Consider the following 17,467-nt stretch of genomic DNA (forward strand, 5'->3'; position numbering starts at 1 on the left):
AAGAGCCGCGCCGCGTCCAACGCAGCCATGAGTGCATGTGACGATGCAACCATGCCGGCAAGTCGTTGCTCAAGATCTGGATCTGGCTTTGAAGTCACGTTCTTGCTCCTGGCGATGCCTGAAAGATCAGGTCTTGGTCGTGAGCGGTAGCTTCAAGCAGGCGCGAGACGAAACGTATGCATGTCCCGCAACCGACCGGTCGAATTTTCAATGAGGTCCACAGCTTCGCAGTACGCCGTCACTGGACCGTGTTCCATATCGACGCCGCTTGGGCGTCGCAGCGACCAGGCGCTCTTGCTTCATCAAGCGCAGCACCACCTTCTCACAAATGTGCATGCAATGGCTGCCCAAAGACGCCCGCATGCGGCGATAGCCATAGCAGCAGTGATTGCGCTCGAAGATGTCCGCCATGATGCCGCGCACACGGGCATAGGAAACCGCAAAACTAGCCCGGTGGTCCTGAAAACACAATCCCAGCTCAAAGCCGTCACTGCACGACGGCCAACCGTCCGAGGAGATGCGTATCGTGTTGAAGATGTATGCCGCCATGCCGGCGCGTTTAGCCGGAGGCAAGCCGATCGCAATTGCTTCATCCGAACCGAACGCGCCCCGGACGTCCTGACCAAGGTCACGCGAGCCAAGGCCTCGCCCGCCGTCGACCAGATAGAAATTGAAAGCTGGGTTTGCCAAAATTTGCCAAACTTCCTATGATTCGATTCATGAGCACCATGAACATTTCGCTTCCGGACTCGCTGAAATCCTTTGTTGATGAGCAAGTCGTGCAGCGAGGCTATGGCACCAGCAGTGAGTACGTGCGAGAGCTGATCCGCAAAGACGCAGACCGGTTGCAATTACGCGGGCTGCTCTTGGAAGGTGCCGCTTCTCCTGCGGCGGCGCCGAACGACACTCAATACTTCAGCAGCCTTCGCGAGCGAGTGCATGGTCGCACCCGGTCCGCAGAGCGCGGGTGAAGTCCAAGCCGATCGTCACCCGTAAAAGGGCTAATCTAGATGTCGACGCTGCGATTGACTATCACCTGGGCGAGGGCGCCGTGCAGGCGGCCATGAGATTCATCGACGCCTTGGAGCGCGCCTACACCCACATCAGCCGCTACCCAGCAACCGGCTCCAGCCGCTACGCGCATGAACTGAATCTTCCCGGGCTTCGCTCCTGGAAGCTGACGCGCTACCCGTATCTGATCTTTTACGTTGAGTTCGAAAATTCCGTTGACGTTTGGCGAGTGCTTCACGGCCAACGAGACATCCCGGCGTGGCTGGGCACGGAGCCCGGAATGGGCGGAGTTTCGCAGTAGCGTTGGCCATAGGGCTAACCTGGCGCCGGCGGCTTGACGGGCTTGGTCACCACACGCCGCGTGCTGCTCGTCTTGGCCTTGTTTTCCAGGGCCGTGATGAGCGAAGCGCGCGTGTCTTCATGAACGGTCTTCTCCGCTTTGAACGGTAGCTGTAGATCTTCAAGTCGCTGTTGGAGCGACAGACTATGCGGCAGGCTTCGAGCTGGCTCGCTTGGTTGCGCTGAACTTGGGCTTTGTTGCGAGCGCCGCGGCCAGCAAGCGCTCCGTGGCTTCGTGTGTCTTCTTTTCCTCCAACAATTTCTGAGGCGAGTCATCCAGCCGCTGCTGAAGAGCCGCGGCTTGGGATTGAGCCTGCGCCAGCAGCGGCGACTGAGCCCCAAGCTGACCCTGCATTCGCGCTCGAGCTGTTGCGCTGCCTGAGTCTCCCGCAGCAGCCGACGGCCACCGGTATGCGCTTCACCCCTCGTCCCGCTGATGAAGGCGATGACATCAGTCGCTCGTGATTCACTGCAATTCTCTAAGGAGGCGCTGAACATTGAGCATCGCAGCGCGAGTTGACGACATCGCAACGCGATGCGCCCTCAAGATTGCCCGATGTCACGACTTGGAGCCTTCACAGGTGGCTGGCGTCAACTACTCTGTCCACGCGGCGTCAACTATCCTGGCCGGTGGAGGTGGGGTGATTTATTGATGACTCGAGTTGCTTTGTTGGCTTCTTGTGAGTTCCTTTTTTATGGCTGTTTTGCAAGCGAAGCGCGCCTGCGCCGCAGGCCCGGGCAGATCCCGCTGCTCAGATGCCAGCCATATTTGTCGTTGCCCGGGCACGCTTTGTCGGCTCTTGTGCCGCCTGTGCGGCCCGGCGCCTGTAGCTCTCGACATTCATCTCCAGGATCGTCGAGTGATGCACCAGCCGATCCACAGCGGCCACCGTCATTGCGGCGTCGACGAATACTTCTCCCCATTGCGAGAACGGCGTGTTGGCCGTGACGGCGATGCTCTTGCGCTCGTAGCGCTCGGCAATCAGCTCGAACAGCACGCTCGTCTCGGCCTGGTCGCGGCGCACGTAGCTCAGGTCGTCCAGCACAAGCAAGTCGAAGCGATCGAGCCTGGCCAATTCCTGAGCCAGGCGCAGGTCGCGCCGCGCGGTTTGCAAGCGCTGCACAAGTTCGGAGCACCGCATGAACAGCACCCGTCGCCCGGCATCAATCAGTGCATGCCCGAGACCATTGATCAGGTGACTCTTGCCGACCCCCGGTGGACCGAATAGCAGCACGTTCGCGCCGCGATCAAGCCACTCCGTTCCGCTGGCCAGCGCCATCACCTGGGCCTTGGACACGCTGGGTACTGCGGCGAAGTCGAAGCTCGACAGACGTTTGTCAGGGACCAACGCCGACTCGACGCGGTGACGCTCGATGCGGCGCACCTCACGTTCGTTGATCTCGTGCTCGAACAGCGCCTCCAGCAGTCGATTGCCGGGCCAGCCTTCGCGATCGGACTGAGCGCACAGATCCAGGGCGAGTCGCTTGATCGTGGGTAACCTCAGATCGGTCAGGAGCAGGCTCAGGCGGCCTTCTGCGGCCGTGCTCGTGGCGTTCGCGGTGCTCACGCCGACGCTCCCAGCAAGGCGTCGAAGCCTGCAAGGTCGGGCAGCTCGATTTGCACATCCGGCAGCGCGCCGGGGCGCGGTGCCAGTAGCGTGGTCAGCGCAAACAGATCGGGGAGTTGATCCAGCTCGATGAGCTGTTCAAGCTCGGTGGCCAGCTGAGCCTCATGACCGTCTGCGGCCAGCGCCAGCAATCCGACGATGCATCTGCAAGCCTCGCGTTCACTCAACTGCGCGCTCAGGCGCTCCCAAGTCTGGCGATAGACCGCACGCGGGAACATCGCATTTCGCAGCACCGAGCGCGCGAAGGCGCCGGGCTTGCGCCGCAGCGCTGCAATCAAGTGTCGGTAGTCGATGTCGCGGGGGTGGCGCTGACCGTCACAGTGCGTCAGGCGCGCGCGCTCGAGCACGCGTGTGTCACCAAGCCAGCACTCGAGATGGTCGGTGTACAGGCGCACCGTCATGCGCTGGCCGATGAGTTGGCTCGGCGCGCTGTACTGAGCGCCGCGCACGGTGAAGATCGCGTACTTGCTCACGCGTGCAGGCAGTTCTTCGTACTCGGCGGTGCGTCGCTGGGGCAGCGCGCGCAACATCGTGCGTTCGACCATCAGACGCACCGCGACACGGGCGTTCAGCCGCGCCACGATCGTCGCGACCAGCGTCTCGTAGCCGACGCGATCATCGAAGCAGCGCGAGCCGCGCAGGCGCAACGCCTGATCGAGCGCGGTCTTGAGCGAATCGTGGCGCGATTCAATCGAGCCGTTCTCCTGTGATTGACCCGGATTGCAGCGACTCGCACGCATCGCGTAATGCGTGCACAGCGCGGCATAGCGACGTGTGAGTTCTTGCTGCTCCGCCAGGTTGTTGAAGGCCGCCGACAGGCTGTCGGTGCGGTGTTCTTCGGGCACGCCACCCAGGCGCCAGAGCGCCGATTGCAGCCCGGTAGACAGCGCGATGAAGCTCTCGCCGCCTTCGAATACGACAGCATGACGCCAGCCCGAGTGGGCCAACGCGAACTGGTAAATGCGATGCGGGAAGGCGACCCCGGCGATCACCACTGCCAGTTCGTCGCACACCGTGAAGTCCGATAGTCCAAGACGCCCTGGCGGATGTTCCTGCGCGAAGAAGACTTCGCGCTCCGGCCCATGCAGGGCGCGCCACTGGCGCACGCGGCGTTGCAGCGTGCGCAAGACCGCCGCGCCGTAGTCGCCCGGATAGCGACGCTGCAGTTCCTCCAGCAGGGTCACCGCGCTGAGTGCGCTGTCGGTGTGAAGCAGTGGCGCAACCTCGCTGTCCCACACCGACGCCAAGGGGTCAGTGCGAGTGCGCCAAGCTCGTTCCTTGCGCTGTGATGGCAATACCTCTTGGTGTTCGATGCGCCGTGCGCTGCGTTCACTGATGCCGGCCTTGGCCGCCGCGGCGGCCTGGCTGAGCTTCAGATGATGTTGCTTGTACTTCTGCACTTGATGGTCCGTGATCTTCTTGCCGGGCACAACGCGAACCTTCGTTGAATGACGATCGGTTCACGTTAAACCCGCCTCCCGAACCGGCCCGGTGCCGGATCAATACCGGCCAAGATAGTTGTCGTCGACCGGACAAACCAATTGTCGCCAACCACACAGGTAAGGTTTTGACCTCTTTCGAGACCGCTTTCCACATTCAAGACGCACCTCGGGCATAACAGTCCAGCAGCGACTTCCTGGCGATGACCAGATTGGCCAGGCCGAACAGGCTCAACAGCTGTGCCGTGTTCTTTCCCTTCTTGGTCTGCTGCATCTCCGGGTCGCGCGTGTTATCTGCATTCTTGGTCAAGCTGTGCGCTGCGATGCTGGTGGCGCCCACGATGGTGCCTGCGCGCATCAGAAGCCCCTGTTCGGCGAGGTGGGCGTTGATCTCTTCGAACAGCGCCTTGGTGAGGTCGTTGTCCAGCAGCAGGCGCGTGAACTTGAGCATCGTGGTGGCATCGGGCACCGATTCGCGCGACAGGTCGATGCCCACGAAGTCGCGCAGTGCCTGGCTGTCGTACAGGGCACCTTCCAGCGCCTCGTCGGCCAGGCCGTACCCTCGGCCAGAAACTTCTCCCGGCGCGTTCGCTTCTTCTTCAATGCGTACTCGGCGCTGGCAAAGCTGCGTTGGTTCATGTCCGTTGCCCTGGAAATCTGATCCTCGCGTGCATGCATGAGGCGTGCCGGGATCGATCAATTGATCGGCGTCTCCTTAGCAGGATACGGAAATACTCCCTTCCAAAACGCGTCAGTCTCATCGGCGAAGACTCGCTTTTCACACAGTGCAGAAAGCAGCGATTTCGGAAGCAATTCACGCCGATTTTGGGATATTTTTCAATCTTCTGATTGCCTCAGAGCTCCTGCGGACGGACTAGTCTTAAGGCAACCCGAACCAATCCTTCGAGTGCGTCAGCGCACAGACTGTGCTGATGGCGGTGGCCATACTGAGTTGCATGTAGATGAAGGCGCGACGCTCGAGCAGTCGCCTTCGCACCATTGAGGCTCATATGCAACGCAACATCAATAAACTCTACGGTTTCTCCGTGGCGGCAATCGACGGTCAGATCGGAACGATCGAGGACTGCTATTTCGACGACGTGACCTGGACGATCCGTTTCTTCGTCGTGGAAACCGGCACGTGGCTCAACGGTCGAAAGGTATTGATCTCGCCCCTTGCGATCCAACGCGTCGATGGGGCCGCGAACACGCTGTCGACTTCCCTGACGCAGGAACAAGTCCGAAAAAGTCCTGACATCGACACCAGCAAGCCCGTTTCACGACAGCACGAAGTGGAGCAGTTTGGCTACTACGGCTTTCCGTACTACTGGGGCGAGGGAGACTTGTGGGGCGGCGGACCGCAGCCGGGCATGAGCCTGTCCAGCTATGGAGACGCCCGACTGCCCATCGGACCGCAAGCGTCGGCCGCCTATGCCAACACCCAGCTGCGCTTGCATCGGGACCGAGGCGACGATCCGCATCTGCGCAGTTGCCGGGCGATCGAGCGATATCACATTCACGCGACCGACGGGGATGTCGGTCACGTCGAGTCGGTGCTGGTGGACGATGAAGGGTGGGCAATCTGCGACCTCATCGTCAACACCAGCGACTGGTGGCTGGGTCATCGCATGCTGGTCGCTCCGAGTTGGATCAACGACATTGGTTGGCTCAACGCGACCGTGATGGTCAACCTGACGCGGCAGGCGATTAAGGACGCCCCGGCTTACGACGAAAGCTGACCACCGGCCTTTATGTCGCTAATTGCGGACTCGGTGCGCTGGCGCACAGAGCTCGCGATCATCCAAGCGCACAGTGAAGACTTGCCGACAAACTCGTCGGTGCGAACGGGCGAGTAACGATGCAACATGCTTATTGGAACGACTGGTATTTCGGCTGGGGCTGGTTTCTCTGGCTGGGCTTTGTCATCCTGATGTTTTCGAGCGTCGGGAATTGGGGCTACACCTACCGAGCCCACCGCAGATTCGGAGGCACTTCGCGCAGCGATGCCATCAACATCCTCGACTCCCGGTATGCACGGGGCGATATCAGTCGCGACGAATACGCCCTTATGAAATCCGAGATAGGTGCAAGCGGATCAGCGGCAACCAGAGTAGGCGATGCCTGACGTTGCCGACGAGCCGCACGACCCGCGTGCTGCTTCCGTTTCTTTGCAACAGCAGACATATCCCCTGATCGCTGGATGACATAACCACATTGAAGCTACAGACTCCCGACCGCATTGGCGTCACGCTCGTGCCCACATCCACTACTGGCGCTGGCAAGACACTCGACACCGAGACACTACGGCGCATGGACGCGTATTGGCGAGCCGCTAATTACCTCTCGGTCGGGCAGATCTACCTCTACGGAAATCCCCTGCTGCGAGAGCCGCTGACGATGGTGCACGTCAAGCCGCTGGTCGTCAGTCACTGGGGGACGACACCGGGACAGAACTTCATCTACGTCCATCTGAACCGGGTCATCACGAACAACGACCTGGACATGATCTACATCGCCGGACCCGGCCACGGCGGCCCAGCGATCGTTGGCAACGTGTACCTGGAAGGTACCTGGAGCGAGGTATATCCGAACGTCGGTCAGGATGAAGCCGGGATGAAGAAGCTTTTCAAGCAGTTCTCGTTTCCAGGTGGCATTTCAAGCCACGTGGCACCGACGACGCCCGGTTCGATCCACGAAGGCGGTGAACTTGGCTACTCGCTCAGCCACGCCTTTGGCGCTGCGTTCGACAACCCGCAACTGATCGTCGCCTGCGTCATCGGCGACGGCGAGGCGGAGACCGGCCCGCTGGCCACCGCATGGCAGTCCAACAAGTTTCTCGATCCCGTGAGCGATGGGGCGGTGCTGCCGATCCTGCATCTGAACGGCTACAAGATCAGCAACCCGACGCTGCTTGCTCGCGTCGGGCATGACGAGCTGGAGCAGTTCCTTCGCGGTTGCGGATGGACTCCGTACTTTGTCGAGGGCGACGATCCGGCGACCATGCACGAAGCCATGGCCACCGTGATGGACCAGGCCATTGCGGACATCCAGCGCTTCCAGACTTCTGCTCGTGGCACCAAGGTGGCCAGCCGGCCCCGCTGGCCGATGATCGTGCTGCGATCGCCCAAGGGATGGACCGGTCCGAAGCGGGTCGATGGGCTGCCCGTCGAGGGAACCTTCCGTTCACACCAGGTGCCCCTGCTGGTCGACAGTCAACATCCCGAGCACCTCGCGCAGCTCGAGGACTGGATGAAAAGCTACCGGCCCGAAGAATTGTTCGACGAGACCGGACGGCTGATCCCGGAGCTGGCCGCGCTGGCCCCAAAGGGCGAGCGCCGGATGGGCGCCAATCCGAATGCCAATGGAGGGCTGCTGCTGCGCGATCTGCACATGCCCGACTTCCGCGCGCATGCGGTTCATGTGCCGTCGCCGGGCGCTGTCTTGGCCCAGGACACGCAGGTGCTGGGCGAGTTCTTCAAGGACGTGGTGGCGCTGAACCCGAGCAACTTCCGGATCTTCGGTCCGGACGAGACGCTGTCGAACCTGCTCGGTGCGGTTTTCGAGGCCACAAATCGCCAATGGGATGCGGCGACCGTTGCCACCGACGAGTTCCTGGCCCCCGCTGGTCGGGTTCTCGATTCGATGCTCAGCGAGCATCAGTGCGAGGGTTGGCTCGAAGGCTACCTCCTCACTGGGCGGCATGGCCTCTTTAACAGCTACGAAGCCTTTATCCGCATCGTCGATTCGATGTTCAGCCAGCACGCCAAGTGGCTCAAGGTCACCAAGGAGCTGCCTTGGCGCAGGCCGATCGCGTCGCTGAACTATCTGCTCGCCTCGCACGTCTGGCAGCAAGACCACAATGGCTTTACCCACCAGGATCCCGGCTTTCTCGACCACGTTATCAACAAGAAGGCCGACATCGTTCGGGTCTATCTGCCTCCTGATGCGAACTGCCTGTTGTCGACCTTCGATCACTGTCTGCGCAGTCGCAATTACGTCAACGTCGTCGTCGCCGGCAAGCACGCGCTGCCGCAGTGGCTGACCATGTCCGAGGCGATCGTGCATTGCACCCAGGGACTGGGCATCTGGCAATGGGCCAGCAACGACCAGGACGCCGAGCCGGATGTCGTGATGGCTTGCTGCGGCGACACGCCGACGCTGGAAGTCCTGGCGGCTGTCTCGATCCTGCGGGAGCATCTTCCCGAGCTGAAGATCCGCGTGATCAACGTCGTCGACCTGATGCGACTGCAACCGGCCAGCGAGCATCCGCATGGGCTGAGCGAAGCGGACTACGACGCGCTGTTCACCAAGGACAAGCACATCGTCTTCGGCTTCCACGGTTATCCATGGCTGGTGCATCGCCTGACCTATCGCCGCACCAATCGCAACTTGCACGTGCGTGGCTACAAGGAAGAGGGCACGATCACCACGGCCTTCGACATGCGGGTGCAGAACGACCTGGACCGTTTTCATCTCGTGCAGGACGTCGTCGACCGCCTGCCGCATCTCGGCAGCAAGGGTGCCTACCTGAAGCAGCGGGTTCGTGACAAGCTGGTCGAACACAAGATCTACATCGAAGAGCATGGCGAGGACATGCCGGAGATCCGGAACTGGAAGTGGAAGTGGGGAGCCTCGCGGTGAGTACCTCGTTCCTCGTCGAGACCGCAAGCCGGATGGTCGGGAGCGGCAAGGGCCTGCTCGCGATGGATGAAAGCAACCCGACCTGCAACAAGCGCTTTGCCGCGCTCGGCATTGCCGCCTGACGCGCGGATCGTCGTTGGTTCATGGTCGGGCCAGGGCTTCGTACCCCGCAGTGACGTCGAAGAGTTCTTCGTCGATCGAACTCTGGCGCAGTCGGTGAAAGTGGCCATGCAGGTGCTCGAGCAAATCCTTGATGTTGCGGTCGGCGCGCTCCATCGCCGCCAGTCGGCTGGCGTTCTCGCTCGCCAGCGATTCGGCGCACGCGCGGAACAACGAGACGAACAGGTACTCGCGGATCATCGCGCGCAAGGTCGTCGCGCCATGGTCCATCACTTCCGGCGCCACCTTGCTGGGCCAGGGCACGGCCGCCAAGCCCTGCTGCCAGGCAGCGTCGAGCGGTAACAGGCGCTGGCTCACCGGCTCGTACAACGAAGCGGCCAGTGGACGGTTGTGAAAGACATGAACCTCGGCGATGCCCCTCTTTGCGCGGCGCGCCTCGCTATCGATCTGGATCTGCGCGACGAGCGGCGCGATGGCTCCAACCGAACCTGGCACGACATACACGCCGAGCACTTCGAGTCCGGCGTCCTTCAGGTGCGCCTGGACCCGTTCGCCGACGGCCCAGACTTGCGCGCCGCCCGGCAGTGCCGCCAAGCTGCGGATCGCATGCTCCGCGATCACATCGTTGAAGGGGCCCACCAGCCCTTGGTCGGAGCCGAAGACGATGGCGTCGATCGGGTCCGACGCCGCCACGCGCGGGGCCACGGCGGCGGGGTCCGCGCGGGCTTGCCGAAAGCACTCGCCGAGGCCGAGCGAAACCATGCGGTCGTAGTCGGCGAGCGCACCCACGGCGCGCTCGTAGTCGCCGATGCTCGACGACGCGAGCGCCTTCATCGTGCGCACCACGGCATGCAGATCGCCCGCGCCGGTAATTTTGCGGCGCAGGGCCGCGACGCTGTCACTCACGCCGCCGCCTTGGCCTTCTCACCCGGCTTCGGCAAGAAGCACTGCAACGCGGCGCGCGCAGTGTCGGTGATGGCCTTGCGGTCTTCGTCGTTGAGCTTGTCTACACCGAGCAAGCGCTTCAGCAGCGGCGCGGCGAGCCGGGCGGTGGCGTCCTGAACCGCACGTTGCGCTTCGGCCATGCGCGGCAGCGGCACCGGGTCGAACAACCCGGCCGTCAATGCGAGCAAAACAGCGATCTGCGCCGGCACCGGCACGGGCGCGAACTGCGACTGCTTCAGGCATGCGCGGATGCGCTGCCCGTGGTCGATGGTCTTGCGCGTGGCATCGTCAAGCCGCGCACCGAAGCGCGAGAACGATTCGAGTTCCTCGAACTGTGCATAGGCCAGCTTCAGGTCGCCGGCGACAGCGCGGAACGGCCCGCATTGCGCCTTGCCGCCGACCCGCGACACCGACTTGCCGACGTCCACCGCAGGCAACACACCGAGTTCAAACAACGAAGGCGACAGGTAGATCTGCCCATCGGTGATCGAGATCAGGTTGGTCGGGATGTAGGCCGAGATGTCTTCGGCCTCGGTCTCGATGATGGGCAACGCGGTGAGCGAGCCGCCGCCACGTTCCTTGCTCAGATGCGTCGAGCGTTCCAGCAGGCGCGAGTGGATGTAGAAAATATCGCCCGGAAAAGCCTCGCGTCCTGGCGGTCGGCGCAGCAGTAGCGACAGCTCGCGGTAGGCGCGCGCATGCTGGGTCAGGTCGTCGTAGACGATCAGCACATCACGGCCGGCTTCCATGAAGTACTCGGCAATGCTGGTTGCCGCATACGGCGTGATGTAGGCCAGGCCGGGTGGTTGGTTGCCCTCTGTGACGACGACCACCGTATAGTCCATCGCACCCTTGTCGCGCAGCGTCGCGACCACTTTGGCCACGGCCGACGCGCGCTGGCCGATGGCGCAGTAGATGCAGACCACGTCCTGCCCGCGCTGATTCAGGATGGTATCGAGTGCAATCGCGGTCTTGCCGGTCTGACGGTCGCCGAGGATCAGTTCGCGCTGGCCCCGACCGATCGGGATCATCGCGTCGATGACCTTGAGTCCGGTCTGCAGTGGCACGTCGACTGGCGCGCGACCCATGATGGCGGCGGCGGGCCGCTCGATCGGCATCCGGTCGGTGGCGTCGATGGGCCCGAGCCCGTCGAGCGCGCGGCCGAGCGGGTCGATGACGCGCCCCAGCAGCGCCGGGCCGACCGCCACGTCCATCACGCGGCCGGTGCGCAACACCTCGTCGCCAGCCTGCAGGTGCCAGTACTCGCCCAGCAGCACCACGCCGAGCTCATGTTCGTCGACGTTGAAGGCGATGCCGACCACGCCACCCGGAAAGGTCAGCAATTCGTCGAAACCGGTACCCGGCAGGCCGCTGACATGGGCGATGCCTGTTGTCACTTGCGTGATGGTGCCGACCTCGCGCGGCCCGAGTGCCGGCATGAACGCGGTACGCGCCTGCGCCAGCGCGGCAAAGCCACGATCGAGGGCATTCGCAGTGATGCTCTTCATGGGGCGACGGCATCGGGGTGCTTGGGCGCAGCAGCCGGCTTGGCGGCGGGCACCAGCAGGGCGGCGACACTTTGTTGCAGATCGCGCAGGTAGTCGGCAATGGTCCAGGCCAGCTTCTGCCCGCCGGCACTGAGCTCGATGCCACAGACGGCACCGTCGGTGGTCTCAAAGCGCAACGACACATCGGCCGAAAAGCAGACGTTGACCTCATTCTGGATCGCTGCCTGCTGGTCGGCCGGCAGCGCGAAATGGCTGCGCACCACAGCAGGTTCAGCGCCCGGTTTCAATGCCGCTGCGAGCTGCGTTTTGGCGGAGTCGGGCAGCTCGCGCAAACGCCGCGAAAAGACCCCGACCATGCGCGACTCTAGGTCAACGTCTGCGAGATCGCCCAGGGTCTTGCGCGCGACGGCAAACACCTCTAGCGCAGCCCGACCTGCAATCGTCTGCTGCAAGTGCGCAGCCTGCATCGCCAAGGCGTGTTCGTGTTTGGAAGCCAGTACCAGCGCCGCTTTCTGAGCTTCGTCGGCGAGTCGCAAGCCTTCGGCCTTGGCGTCCGCAGTGGCCTTGTCGAGCAGGCCGGCGCGTTGCTGGTCGAAGCTTGCGTTCTTGTCCTCGAAGGTCTTGCGTTCGGTCACCGCCTGCTTTTCCTTGGCTGCCGCATCGGCGATCTGGTCGGCGATGCGCTTCTCGCGCGCTGCGATCGCATTCAGCACCGGTTGGTAAAGAAAGTGCTTCATCAGCCACACCAGCACGACGAAGTTGAGCACTTGCGCTCCGACGGTGAACCAGTCGATCAACATCCCTTACTTACCCGCAAGTTTTGCAGCCTGCGCAATCGCCGCATTCCAGAACGGGTTGGCGAAGATCAGGATCATCGACACCACGAAACAATAGATCGCTGTTGATTCGATCATCGCCAGGCCGACGAAGAGGGTGCGGGTGATCGTCGCCGAGGCGTCGGGCTGCTGCGCCAGTGCGGTGAGCGCGGTGGCCACGGCACGACCCTCGGCCAGCGCCGGGCCCATCGTGCCAAAGCTGGTGGTGATGCCGGCGATGACGATCGAAGTCACCGCAATGAGGGTCAGACTGTCCATGGATTTTCTTTCAGGTGTCATGCCGCGCGCGCGGCGGGTTGGTCGGGCTGCGGCGCGGGCCGCGTCGCTGCAGCCAGGTAGACGGCCGCAAGAATGCTGAAGATGTAGGCCTGCACCATGCCGGTCAAGAGGCCGAGCAGCGTCATCACCGCCGGAAAGACAAACGGCGTGATGGTCAGCAGAATGCCGACGATCATGGCCCCGCTCATCATGTTGCCGAACAAGCGAATCGCCAGTGCCAGCGTGCGCGAGAGTTCGCTGATGATGTTGAAGGGCAGCATGATGAATGTCGGCTGCAGGTAGGACTTCAGATAGCCGCGCAGGCCCTGTTCGCGGATGCCGAACAGCGGTACCGCGACAAAGACGCACAGCGCCAACGCGGTCGTGGTCGACAGCGACCCGGTGGGCGGCTCGTAACCGGGGACGATGGTGACCAGCGCCGCGGCGGCAACGAACAGGAACAGCGTGCCCAGGAAGGCGAGGTAGCGCTCGGCCTGTTTGAGGCCCACTTCGCGGATCTGCTCGGTGATGCCCGTGACGACGATCTCCAGCAGGTTCTGCCAGCGGGAGCGCTGATGATCGGTGGATAGCTTTCGCGTGATCAGCATCGAGCCGAACACCAATACCGCCATCAAGGCCCAAGTGAACACGATGGTGCCGTTGAGCTTGAAGAGCCCGTGTTGCCAGAAAATGAGTTGATCGGGACCGAGGCGCATGGGGGATCAGGCTTGCGCTGCGAGGCGCGCGGTGTAACGAACGACCAGCCAGCGGGCGGTCCAGAATCCGAGCAGGCAGGCCAGCATCCTGTGCCAATCGCCGGCTGAAACAACCATGAATCCGCCGACCAAGCAGGCCGTGCGCAGCAGCAGGCTGCCCCCGATCCACAGCGCCGGCCGGGGTGAGCGGAGCGCGCGGCGCAGGCTCCACCACAGGCCGCCGAAGAACAGCACGCCGAGCAGAGCGCCGACGACGCTGGCGAGCACCAGTCCGGACGTTATTGAGAGCATGTCGTTCATCGCAGGTCAGTCGCCACCGGGGCGATTGGCGGCGTCGTCCGGCGCGTTGTCGGCTGCCTGCATCGCACGGTCCTGCTGGGCCACCCAGCGCCAAGCATTCAGGCATCCGAGTACCAGGCCGGCCATCAGCAGCGCGAGCGACCAGGGGTGCGCGCCGGGGTGGCGCGCATCAAGCCAGAGCCCGATGGCCGCACCCAGCAGCGTTGGCACCACCACCGACCAGCCGATCAGTCCCATCATGCCGAGGCCCGACCAAACGCCCTGCGCGTCGTCGCGACGCGCACGCAGCTTGCGTTTGGCTTTGGCCTCGACCTGTTGGGTCATCAAGTCGGGCGGTAGCGGGTCATTCGGCATGGAACCTCGCGAAGCGGCCGACAAAGCCGCTTTCCAGACTTTCGGTGGCCGCACGCGCGCTCAGGGTCAATGCATCCAGCGTGAGGTAGTCGCGCCGCACGGCGTCGCGCAGACTCGCCAGGTCGGCGCCGCTCGACGCGCGCCGCACCGACACTTGCACCCTGTCGCCGATCTTGACCAGCACGCCTTCGTCGACGGCGACGAAGACTTCGCCGTCTGCTTCGCTCTCGTAGGTCAGGATGCCTGGTACCAGGGCGGCGACGCAGTCGCGCCGGCGCGGCAGCAGACCGAACGATCCGTCGCGTGTTTCGGCCACGATGCGCAGCACGTCCGCCTTGTCGGCAAAGATCCGGAACGGCAGCAACACTTCAAGGCGCATGGGTCGCCTCCGGTGTCGCACCTGATACGGGCGTCTTGACGGCGGGCTTTGGCTTGTCGGTCTTGACCTCGGAGATCGCGCCGATCATGTACAGCGCGCTTTCAGGGCGGTCCTTGAACTCGTCGCGCAGGATGCGCTCGCATCCGTCGAGCGATTCGGCAAGGCTCACCAGCTTGCCTTGCAGCCCTGTGAACTGTTCGGTGGTGAAGAAAGGCTGCGTCAGGAAACGCTCGAGCCTGCGCGCGCGCGCGACGACATCACGGTCGGCCGGCGACAGTTGCTCCAGGCCGAGCATGGCGATGATGTCTTTCAGATCAGCGTATTGCGCCAGCGTCTGCCGGATTTCCTGCGCGATCGCGTAGTGCCGCTCGCCGACGATACCGGGCGTGGCCATCTTGGAATTCGACTGCAGCGGATCGATGGCCGGGAACAGGCCCTCACCGGCGCGCTTGCGCGACAGCACGATAGATGCAGACAGGTGCGAGAAGGTGTGCACCGCCGCCGGGTCGGTGAAGTCGTCGGCCGGAACGTAGACGGCCTGGATCGAGGTGATGGCGCCGCTGTCGGTGTTGGCGATGCGCTCTTCAAGACCCGACAGTTCGGTGCCCATGGTCGGTTGGTAGCCTAGGCGCGACGGCATCTGCCCCATCAGCCCCGAGACCTCCGAGCCGGCCTGGATGAAGCGGAAGATGTTGTCGATCAGCAGCAGCACATCGCGCTGCTCGTCGTCGCGAAAGTATTCGGCCATCGTCAGCGCGGCCTGACCGACGCGAAAGCGCGCACCCGGCGGCTCGTTCATCTGGCCGAAAACCATCACCATGTTCTTCAGCACGTCGGCCTTCTGCATCTCGGCGTAGAGGTCCTGGCCTTCGCGGCAGCGCTCGCCGATGCCGCAGAAAATGCTGACCCCCTTCTTGGCGCTCTCGTGCTTGCCGACCATGTTGTGGATCATCTCGGTCAGCAGCACTGTCTTGCCGACACCCGCACCGCCGAAGAGCCCGGCCTTGCCGCCGGTTTCCAGCGGCAACAGCACGTCGATCATCTTGATGCCGGTCTCGAAGATCACCGACGTGGTGGAACGATGAACCAGCGGTGGCGGCTCGCGGTGTACCGACCGCCACGACACATCTTTTGGCTCTTCCTGCTGGTCGATGGCCTGGCCGAACACGTCGAACATGCGCGAAAGGATGGCCTTGCCGACTGGTGCCATCAGTGGTCCGCCAGTATCCGTCACCGGCATGCCGCGCGCGAGCCCCTGTGTCGGCGTGAGTGCGATGCCGCGCACGTGGCTTGCATCCGTGTGGGTCAACACCTCGATCGCGATGGCGTCATCGACGCCGCAGCGCAGCAGGGTGCGGATGGGCGGCAACGATCGGTCGAAGCGCACGTCGACCACGCTGCCGCGCACCGCGGTGACGACGCCTGCGTTCAGTGATTTCGATGCCGATGGCGTGCCCATGCGTCAGATGGCCAGGCGCCGGGTGGCCAGGCAATCCGGCGTGAATTCGAAGACGATGTTGCGATCCGGCGTCACCAGCGTCTTGCTCCGACCGGCGTAATGCAATCGACCCAGGAGGTCGCGCATCAGGTTCAGGCGCGCCTGCCGCTTGCTGTCGGTGCGCACGACGTGCCATGGCGCTGCTGTCGAATGGCTCCCCAGCAGCATCGCGTCGCGGGCCGCGGAATAGGCGTCCCAGTGCTTGATCGCGACATCGTCGATCGGACTGATCTTCCACTGCTTGAGCGGATCGCGTTTGCGGTCGGCTAGCCGCGCCTTCTGTTCGTCCTTGCCGATGTCCAGGTAGTACTTGAGCAGCTTGATGCCCGAGTCGACCAGCATCTGCTCGAAGCGGGGCACCGATTGCATGAACTCTTGGTACTGCGCTTTCGTGCAGAAGCCCATGACGTGCTCGACGCCGGCGCGGTTGTACCAGCTGCGGTTGAATAGCACGAGCTCTTCGGCCTTCGGCAGCTCGGCGACATACCGCTCGAAATACCAGCTGCGCTCGTCGCTGTCCGAGGGCTTGCCGAGCGCGACCACGCGGGTATCGCGTGGACTCAGGTGCGCGACGATGCGCTTGATGGAGCCGTCCTTGCCGGCGGCGTCGCGGCCTTCGAGCAACACCAGAATCCGGTCGCCGTGGGCGATGAAGTGGCGCTGCAGCTTGACGAGCTCGATCTGCAGGTCACGCAACTCGGCCTTGTAGTCCGCGTGTGACATCTCTGCTTTGCCCGCCTCGTCGCCCCCGTTCGATTCCGTGGTGTGGTCGGTCGTGTCTTTGTGCGGTTTGGTGGTGTTTTGCGACATTGGGTTGGCTGTTTAAGGCGTTCAGGGGCGGATGAGGTTCGGCAAGAACTCGCTTGCTGGGCAAATCATCGACGTGGGCGCCGTCCTTGGCTGCTATCGCCTGCCAAGCATCACCGTATTCGCTCGGCAGGCCATCGTCTGTCTGTTGCCGCACAGACCGCCACCCGCTGGCGGCGCATCGTTGCGAGCTCAATCCCATGCTTGAACTGCAAATTCGTCCCAACGGCGCGCATCACGTCCTGGTCGCCGCTTCAGGCCACGGGTACAGCCGCCGATGCATCGCTCGACAACGGCGGCACGCGCTGCCACGTCCACGACCATTCGGGTGAAATTGCGACCTCCCGGCCGTGCAAGCAGGACATCGTGACGCGCACCGAAAACGAGACGACCTCCGATGTCGGCACCTACCGAGTCGCATCTTGTCGTCGCGGGCGACTTGTACGCCTTCGCGCCGCATGCTGGCCGCGGAGGTCGGATCTGGTACGCCGGGTCGGCAGGATGGACGGCGCAGCGCATCGTCGAATCGCTCCTCGGCGTACAAAGAAGCGGGAACCAGCTGTGCGTACGCCCCCTCATACCCAGGGCGTGGACGACCTTCGTGGTGCGTTACAGCTTGGGTGCAACGGTTTTTCCATCACCTGTCGTGAAGCGGCCGAGGGCGCCCGGGGGGGGGGGGGGGGGGGGG

General features: G+C 63.2%; 18 protein-coding genes and 2 pseudogenes. 6 read left to right on the plus strand and 14 right to left on the minus strand.

The window, feature by feature from the left end:
• Window positions 1-249: 249 nt before the first annotated feature.
• A pseudogene (locus QN413_RS24405) lies at window positions 250-414 on the minus strand (IS3 family transposase); the annotation flags it as partial.
• 305 nt (window positions 415-719) lie between these two features.
• Here QN413_RS24405 and QN413_RS24410 point away from each other — a divergent pair.
• Together QN413_RS24410 and QN413_RS24415 are read left to right on the plus strand one after the other, a co-directional pair.
• Window positions 720-971 carry a type II toxin-antitoxin system ParD family antitoxin gene (locus QN413_RS24410; RefSeq protein ID WP_323499200.1) on the plus strand — a complete coding sequence of 84 codons (252 nt, stop codon included), beginning with the start codon at window positions 720-722 and terminating at the stop codon, window positions 969-971.
• Window positions 968-1,312: a type II toxin-antitoxin system RelE/ParE family toxin gene (locus tag QN413_RS24415; RefSeq protein WP_323499201.1), complete on the plus strand. Its 345-nt coding sequence runs from the start codon at window positions 968-970 to the stop codon at window positions 1,310-1,312. The genes QN413_RS24410 and QN413_RS24415 overlap by 4 nt, the downstream gene beginning before the upstream one ends.
• A gap of 790 nt (window positions 1,313-2,102) precedes the next feature.
• Here the strand turns inward: QN413_RS24415 and istB are convergent.
• The 3 genes and pseudogenes from istB to QN413_RS24430 all read right to left on the minus strand — a co-directional run.
• Window positions 2,103-2,918, minus strand: coding sequence for an IS21-like element helper ATPase IstB (gene istB / locus QN413_RS24420; RefSeq protein WP_323499202.1), 816 nt, complete (start codon window positions 2,916-2,918; stop codon window positions 2,103-2,105).
• Window positions 2,915-4,408, minus strand: a complete 1,494-nt coding sequence (gene istA / locus QN413_RS24425) for an IS21 family transposase (protein WP_323499203.1) — start codon at window positions 4,406-4,408, stop codon at window positions 2,915-2,917. Before istA ends, istB begins: the two co-directional genes overlap by 4 nt.
• Window positions 4,409-4,670: 262 nt before the next feature.
• Window positions 4,671-5,056: pseudogene (locus QN413_RS24430) on the minus strand (transposase); the annotation flags it as partial.
• A gap of 371 nt (window positions 5,057-5,427) precedes the next feature.
• Here QN413_RS24430 and QN413_RS24435 point away from each other — a divergent pair.
• The 4 genes from QN413_RS24435 (at window position 5,428) to QN413_RS24450 (ending at window position 9,180) form a co-directional block, all read left to right on the plus strand.
• The gene (locus QN413_RS24435; RefSeq protein WP_323499204.1) at window positions 5,428-6,156 is read left to right on the plus strand and encodes a PRC-barrel domain-containing protein; all 729 of its coding nucleotides are present in this window, start codon (window positions 5,428-5,430) and stop codon (window positions 6,154-6,156) included.
• Window positions 6,157-6,275: 119 nt separating this feature from the next.
• On the plus strand, window positions 6,276-6,542 hold the full coding sequence (locus tag QN413_RS24440; protein WP_323499205.1) for an SHOCT domain-containing protein: 267 nt from the start codon (window positions 6,276-6,278) through the stop codon (window positions 6,540-6,542).
• A gap of 128 nt (window positions 6,543-6,670) precedes the next feature.
• Window positions 6,671-9,058, plus strand: coding sequence for a phosphoketolase family protein (locus QN413_RS24445; protein ID WP_323499219.1), 2,388 nt, complete (start codon window positions 6,671-6,673; stop codon window positions 9,056-9,058).
• Entirely contained in the window at window positions 9,055-9,180 is a 126-nt protein-coding gene (locus tag QN413_RS24450) for a class I fructose-bisphosphate aldolase (RefSeq protein WP_323499206.1), read from the plus strand. Before QN413_RS24445 ends, QN413_RS24450 begins: the two co-directional genes overlap by 4 nt.
• 19 nt (window positions 9,181-9,199) lie before the next feature.
• Here QN413_RS24450 and QN413_RS24455 read toward each other — a convergent pair whose 3' ends face one another.
• From QN413_RS24455 to ppk2, 10 genes are read right to left on the minus strand one after another with little or no spacing between them, the layout of a single operon-like run.
• Complete coding sequence (locus QN413_RS24455) at window positions 9,200-10,084, minus strand: F0F1 ATP synthase subunit gamma (RefSeq protein WP_323499207.1); 885 nt, start codon at window positions 10,082-10,084, stop codon at window positions 9,200-9,202.
• Complete coding sequence (locus QN413_RS24460) at window positions 10,081-11,631, minus strand: alternate F1F0 ATPase, F1 subunit alpha (RefSeq protein WP_323499208.1); 1,551 nt, start codon at window positions 11,629-11,631, stop codon at window positions 10,081-10,083. Before QN413_RS24460 ends, QN413_RS24455 begins: the two co-directional genes overlap by 4 nt.
• Entirely contained in the window at window positions 11,628-12,431 is an 804-nt protein-coding gene (locus QN413_RS24465; RefSeq protein WP_323499209.1) for a F0F1 ATP synthase subunit B, read from the minus strand. The genes QN413_RS24460 and QN413_RS24465 overlap by 4 nt, the downstream gene beginning before the upstream one ends.
• A gap of 3 nt (window positions 12,432-12,434) precedes the next feature.
• Window positions 12,435-12,725: a F0F1 ATP synthase subunit C gene (locus tag QN413_RS24470; RefSeq protein WP_323499210.1), complete on the minus strand. Its 291-nt coding sequence runs from the start codon at window positions 12,723-12,725 to the stop codon at window positions 12,435-12,437.
• A 17-nt stretch (window positions 12,726-12,742) separates the two neighbouring features.
• Window positions 12,743-13,441, minus strand: a complete 699-nt coding sequence (locus QN413_RS24475) for a F0F1 ATP synthase subunit A (RefSeq protein ID WP_323499211.1) — start codon at window positions 13,439-13,441, stop codon at window positions 12,743-12,745.
• Window positions 13,442-13,447: 6 nt separating this feature from the next.
• A complete protein-coding gene (locus QN413_RS24480) occupies window positions 13,448-13,741 on the minus strand; it encodes an ATP synthase subunit I (RefSeq protein WP_323499212.1) in 294 nt (97 codons plus the stop codon).
• A gap of 6 nt (window positions 13,742-13,747) precedes the next feature.
• A complete protein-coding gene (locus tag QN413_RS24485) occupies window positions 13,748-14,065 on the minus strand; it encodes an AtpZ/AtpI family protein (RefSeq protein ID WP_323499213.1) in 318 nt (105 codons plus the stop codon).
• Window positions 14,066-14,084: 19 nt separating this feature from the next.
• Window positions 14,085-14,474, minus strand: coding sequence for a F0F1 ATP synthase subunit epsilon (locus tag QN413_RS24490; RefSeq protein ID WP_323499214.1), 390 nt, complete (start codon window positions 14,472-14,474; stop codon window positions 14,085-14,087).
• Window positions 14,464-15,933: a F0F1 ATP synthase subunit beta gene (atpD, locus tag QN413_RS24495; protein ID WP_323499215.1), complete on the minus strand. Its 1,470-nt coding sequence runs from the start codon at window positions 15,931-15,933 to the stop codon at window positions 14,464-14,466. The genes QN413_RS24490 and atpD overlap by 11 nt, the downstream gene beginning before the upstream one ends.
• A gap of 3 nt (window positions 15,934-15,936) precedes the next feature.
• Window positions 15,937-16,782 carry a polyphosphate kinase 2 gene (gene ppk2, locus QN413_RS24500; RefSeq protein ID WP_323499216.1) on the minus strand — a complete coding sequence of 282 codons (846 nt, stop codon included), beginning with the start codon at window positions 16,780-16,782 and terminating at the stop codon, window positions 15,937-15,939.
• Between the last annotated feature and the right edge of the window lie 685 nt (window positions 16,783-17,467).

This window comes from Variovorax sp. LG9.2 (genome assembly GCF_035018885.1).
Taxonomy (GTDB): domain Bacteria; phylum Pseudomonadota; class Gammaproteobacteria; order Burkholderiales; family Burkholderiaceae_C; genus Variovorax.